Annotated in this window: 4 protein-coding genes; 2 read left to right on the forward strand and 2 right to left on the reverse strand. The window is 57.4% G+C overall.

The window, feature by feature from the left end; all coding sequences use genetic code 11:
* Positions 1 to 333: bifunctional 2-polyprenyl-6-hydroxyphenol methylase/3-demethylubiquinol 3-O-methyltransferase UbiG (gene ubiG, locus ACIQ3A_RS13825; RefSeq protein WP_396432303.1), on the reverse strand; the 333-nt coding region annotated here is incomplete at its 3' end.
* A gap of 92 nt (positions 334 to 425) precedes the next feature.
* The gene (gene ompA, locus ACIQ3A_RS13830; protein ID WP_396432304.1) at positions 426 to 1,088 is read right to left on the reverse strand and encodes an outer membrane protein OmpA; all 663 of its coding nucleotides are present in this window, start codon (positions 1,086 to 1,088) and stop codon (positions 426 to 428) included.
* Between the two features lie 231 nt (positions 1,089 to 1,319).
* Between ompA and gyrA the strand changes: the two genes are divergently transcribed.
* Complete coding sequence (gene gyrA, locus ACIQ3A_RS13835) at positions 1,320 to 3,977, forward strand: DNA gyrase subunit A (protein WP_396432305.1); 2,658 nt, start codon at positions 1,320 to 1,322, stop codon at positions 3,975 to 3,977.
* A gap of 3 nt (positions 3,978 to 3,980) precedes the next feature.
* Positions 3,981 to 4,838 (forward strand): 3-phosphoserine/phosphohydroxythreonine transaminase (serC, locus tag ACIQ3A_RS13840; RefSeq protein ID WP_396432306.1); only part of this gene is annotated, 858 nt, incomplete at its 3' end.

Here is a 4,838-nt window from a genome sequence, read left to right on the forward strand (position 1 = left end):
GTATTGCACACCGGTTGTACCCGCTTCGAGGGCGTGCAACTGGGCCACCTTGAGGGATTTAGTGGCCAGGTCAATGCCTAAAACATCTGCCCCTTTGCGGGCCATGGCGTCTGAGAGGATGCCGCCGCCACACCCAATGTCGACCACCTTCAGTCCGGTCAAGGGCACCAAGCCATGTATCCACTCGAGGCGAAGCGGGTTGATTTGGTGCAAAGGGCGAAATTCGCTCTCCGGGTCCCACCAGCGATGGGCCAGATCAGAAAATTTGGTCAGCTCGGCCGGGTCGACATTGGAGGATGCTTTAGAAGGAGCGTTAGAAGTTGAGGCATTCATAGGCTTGATTGTCGGTCAACGCGCATGAAGCGCTGTGCGATGGCCAAAAAAAAGCCCCATTGCTGGGGCTTTTTTGGAGCGTTGTGAAACGATCAGTTAGGGCGTGTACCCACAACTTCGATTTCAACGCGGCGGTTCTTGGAACGGCCAGCAGAAGTTTTGTTGTCAGCAACTGGCTGCTTCTCGCCTTTGCCTTCGGTGTAAACGCGGTTTTTCTCGATGCCTTTGGACACCAAGTAAGCCTTGACGGCGTCAGCGCGCTTGACAGACAGTTTCTGGTTGTAAGCGTCAGCGCCCACAGCGTCGGTGTGACCCACAGCGATGATGACTTCTAGGTTGATGCCTTTGACTTTACCGACCAGGTCGTCCAGCTTGGCTTTGCCTTCGGCCTTCAAGACAGATTTGTCAAAGTCAAAGAATGCGTCAGCAGCGTAAGTCACTTTGGTGGCAGCTGCGGGTGGACGGGCTGGAGCTGCAGGAGCAGCAGCTTTCGGTGCGGGTGCTGGTGCAGGTGCAGCAGCTTTTGGTGCTGGTGCAGGGGCTGGAGCAGCTTTAGGAGCAACAATGGCGCCATCGCAACCGGCAGCTGCAGTAGCAGGTGTCCAGTTGGCATCACGCCAGCACAGTTCTTGGGTGCCGTTTTTCCAAACGAGTTCACCAGAGCCATTGCGCCAGTTGTCAACAGATTGCGCGCCGGCGGCTGTTACGAGAGCTGCGGAGGCCAACAACATCGCCACTTTGTTGAATTTATTCATGTTCTTCCTCTTGAGGGATAAAGCCGCAGACTCGCTGCGAAAAAAATACGTTTCGGGTGACCGTCACCTGAACCGTTGACATTTATTGTGCCATAGACGGCAGTGTGATTCGTTAAATGGCTTACGTACGCCGAATGCAGACCCCAAATGAATAACAAATGTTGCGTATGTGCGACACCCGCTTGCACTTAAAATCGTCGTTTTAATGCGCCCCCTACTTTCTCCAAGTTTATGACCCAGTTCGCCAAAGAAACACTGCCCATCAGTTTGGAAGAGGAAATGCGGCGCAGCTACCTCGATTACGCGATGAGCGTGATCGTGGGTCGTGCCCTGCCAGATGCACGCGACGGTTTGAAACCAGTGCATCGCCGGGTCTTGTTCGCCATGCATGAGTTGAACAACGACTGGAACCGCCCTTACAAAAAATCAGCCCGTATCGTGGGCGATGTGATCGGCAAATACCACCCGCACGGCGACCAGTCGGTGTACGACACCATCGTACGCATGGCGCAAGATTTTTCGATGCGCCACATGTTGGTCGATGGCCAAGGCAACTTCGGCTCGGTCGATGGTGACAACGCGGCTGCGATGCGTTACACCGAGATCCGCCTGGCCAAGATCGCCCACGAAATGCTGGGCGACATCGACAAGGAAACCGTCGACTTCGGACCCAACTACGACGGCTCTGAAAAAGAGCCCTTGGTGTTGCCTTCGCGCCTGCCCAACTTGCTCATCAACGGCTCGGGCGGTATCGCGGTTGGCATGGCCACCAACATCCCGCCACACAACTTGAACGAGGTGGTGGACGCTTGTCTGCATTTGCTGCGCAACCCAGAAGCCTCGATCGACGAGTTGATGGAGATCGTTCCGGCACCCGACTTCCCGACGGGCGCCATCATTTATGGCATGACCGGCGTGAAGGACGGCTACCGCACGGGTCGTGGCCGCGTGGTCATGCGGGCCAAGTGCCATTTCGAGGACATTGACAAAGGTCAGCGCCAGTGCATCGTGGTGGACGAGTTGCCTTACCAGGTCAACAAAAAGACCTTGCAAGAGCGCATGGCCGAGTTGGTGCACGAAAAGAAAATTGAAGACATCAGCCACATCCAGGATGAGTCCGACAAATCGGGCATGCGCCTGGTGATCGAGCTCAAGCGTGGGGCGGTGCCCGAGGTGGTGCTGAACAACCTGTACAAGCAGACCCAGTTGCAAGACACCTTTGGCATGAACATGGTGGCCCTGATTGACGGGCAACCCAAGTTGTGCAACCTGAAAGACTTGGTGCAGGTCTTCTTGCAGCACCGCCGCGAAGTGGTGACACGCCGCACCGTATTCGAGCTGCGCAAGGCGCGTGACCGTGGCCATGTGCTGGAAGGCCTGGCTGTGGCCTTGGCCAACATCGATGATTTCATTGCCATCATCCGTGGCGCGCCCACACCCCCCGTGGCCAAAGTGGATCTGATGAACCGCGGCTGGGACAGCGCCATGGTGCGCACCATGCTGACGCGTGCCCGCGACGATGGCTCGGTTGTCAACGCCGACGACTACCGCCCTGAAGGTCTGGAGCGCGAATATGGTTTGGGCCAGGACGGCTTGTACCGCCTGTCTGATACGCAAGCGCAAGAGATTTTGCAAATGCGCCTGCAACGCCTGACCGGGCTGGAGCAAGACAAGATCGTGGCCGAATACAAAGAAGTCATGTCCGTGATCGAAGACCTGTTGGACATCCTGTCCAAGCCGGAACGCGTGTCGACCATCATTGGCGACGAGTTGGGCACCGTGCGCCAGGAATTTGGGCAGACCAAGATCGGCGCCCGCCGCAGCGAGATCGAACACAGTGCGCAAGACCTTTCGACCGAAGACCTGATCACACCAACCGACATGGTGGTGACCTTGTCGCACACCGGTTACATCAAGAGCCAACCCTTGAGCGAATACCGCTCACAAAAGCGTGGTGGGCGTGGCAAGCAAGCCGCGGCGACCAAAGAAGACGATTGGATTGACCAGCTCTTCATTGCGAACACGCACGACTATTTGCTGTGCTTCTCGAACCGGGGCCGCCTTTACTGGCTCAAGGTTTGGGAAGTGCCCGCTGGCTCACGCGGCTCGCGTGGCCGCCCTATCGTCAACATGTTCCCGCTGCAAGAAGGCGAAAAAATCAACGTCGTGCTCGCCCTCACAGGCGAGATGCGCACTTTCCCTGCCGACCACTACGTGTTCATGGGCACCTCTATGGGTACGGTCAAAAAGACATCGCTGGATGAATTCAGCAACCCACGCAAAGGCGGCATCATTGCGGTCAATCTGGACGAGGGAGACTTTTTGATCGGTGCAGCGCTGACAGACGGCAAACACGATGTGATGCTGTTCAGCGATGGTGGCAAGGCCGTGCGCTTTGATGAAAACGATGTTCGCCCCCTTGGCCGCAGTGCACGCGGTGTGCGCGGCATGATGATCGAGGAAAGCCAGAGCGTGATCGCCATGTTGGTGGCCGGAGACGAAACACAAAGCGTCTTGACTGCCACAGAAAATGGCTTCGGCAAACGCACGTCGATTGTTGAATACACCCGACATGGCCGAGGCACCAAGGGCATGATCGCAATCCAGCAATCCGAGCGCAACGGGAAAGTCGTCGCCGCCACTTTGGTGCATGCCGATGATGAGATCATGCTGATCACCGACACCGGCGTTCTGGTGCGTACCCGCGTGTCTGAAATCCGTGAGCTCGGCCGCGCCACCCAAGGCGTGACCCTGATCGGTCTGGACGAAGGCGCCAAACTTTCTGGCCTGCAGCGCATTGTCGAAAACGATGCGAACGTTGCCGATGGCGAAACTGGCAGTAACGAGGGCGATGACGCCCCGGATGACAGTGCTGCGCCCGCCGAATAAGTGATGGGGCGCGCGTTCAACTTCTCGGCAGGTCCTGCCGTCATGCCAGAGGCCGTGCTGCAACAAGCAGCGGCCGAAATGCTTGACTGGCACGATGCTCAAGGCCGACCCTCCGGCATGAGCGTGATGGAGATGAGCCATCGCGGCAAAGAGTTCATCGGCATTTACGAGCAGGCCCACAATGACCTGCGCGAGTTGTTGGCGGTGCCCGAAAACTTCAAGATCTTGTTCATGCAAGGCGGGGGCCTGGCCGAAAACGCCATCGTGCCCTTGAACCTGGCGCAAGGCGGGGCCATGGACTTTGTGCTGACCGGTAGCTGGAGCCAGAAGTCGCAGCAAGAAGCCAGCAAATATGGTGCAGCCCGCGTCGCCGCTTCGGCCCAGGCCGATGCTTTCACCACACTGCCCTCCCCTGCCACTTGGCAAATTGGCGCAGACAGCCGTTATGTGCACATTTGTGGCAACGAAACCATTCACGGCGTCGAATTTCAAGAACTGCCCGACCTGAAAGCACTGGGCTGCAACGCCCCTTTGGTGGTGGACTTTTCTTCCCATGTCGCATCCCGTTCAGTGGACTGGTCTCGCATCGGTCTGGCTTTTGGCGGAGCCCAAAAAAACCTTGGACCGGCGGGCCTGACCTTGGTCATCGTGCGTGAAGACCTGATCGGCAAAGCCCACCCCCACTGCCCCAGCGCTTTTGATTACAAGCTGGTGGCTGACAACGAATCGATGTACAACACACCGCCGACCTACAGCATCTACATCGCCGGCCTGGTGTTTCAATGGCTGAAAAAGCACGGCGGCATCGCGGCCATGGAGCAGCGCAACATCGCCAAGGCCCAGTTGCTGTATGACTTTTTG

The organism is Limnohabitans sp. (assembly GCF_044361985.1).
In the GTDB taxonomy this organism is placed as follows: domain Bacteria; phylum Pseudomonadota; class Gammaproteobacteria; order Burkholderiales; family Burkholderiaceae_C; genus Limnohabitans_A.

Coding starts and splice junctions, on each gene's coding strand:
- ompA (WP_396432304.1), bottom strand. CDS start 1,088: ATGAATAAATTCAACAAAGTGGCGATGTTGTTGGCCTCCGCAGCTCTC.
- gyrA (WP_396432305.1), top strand. CDS start 1,320: ATGACCCAGTTCGCCAAAGAAACACTGCCCATCAGTTTGGAAGAGGAA.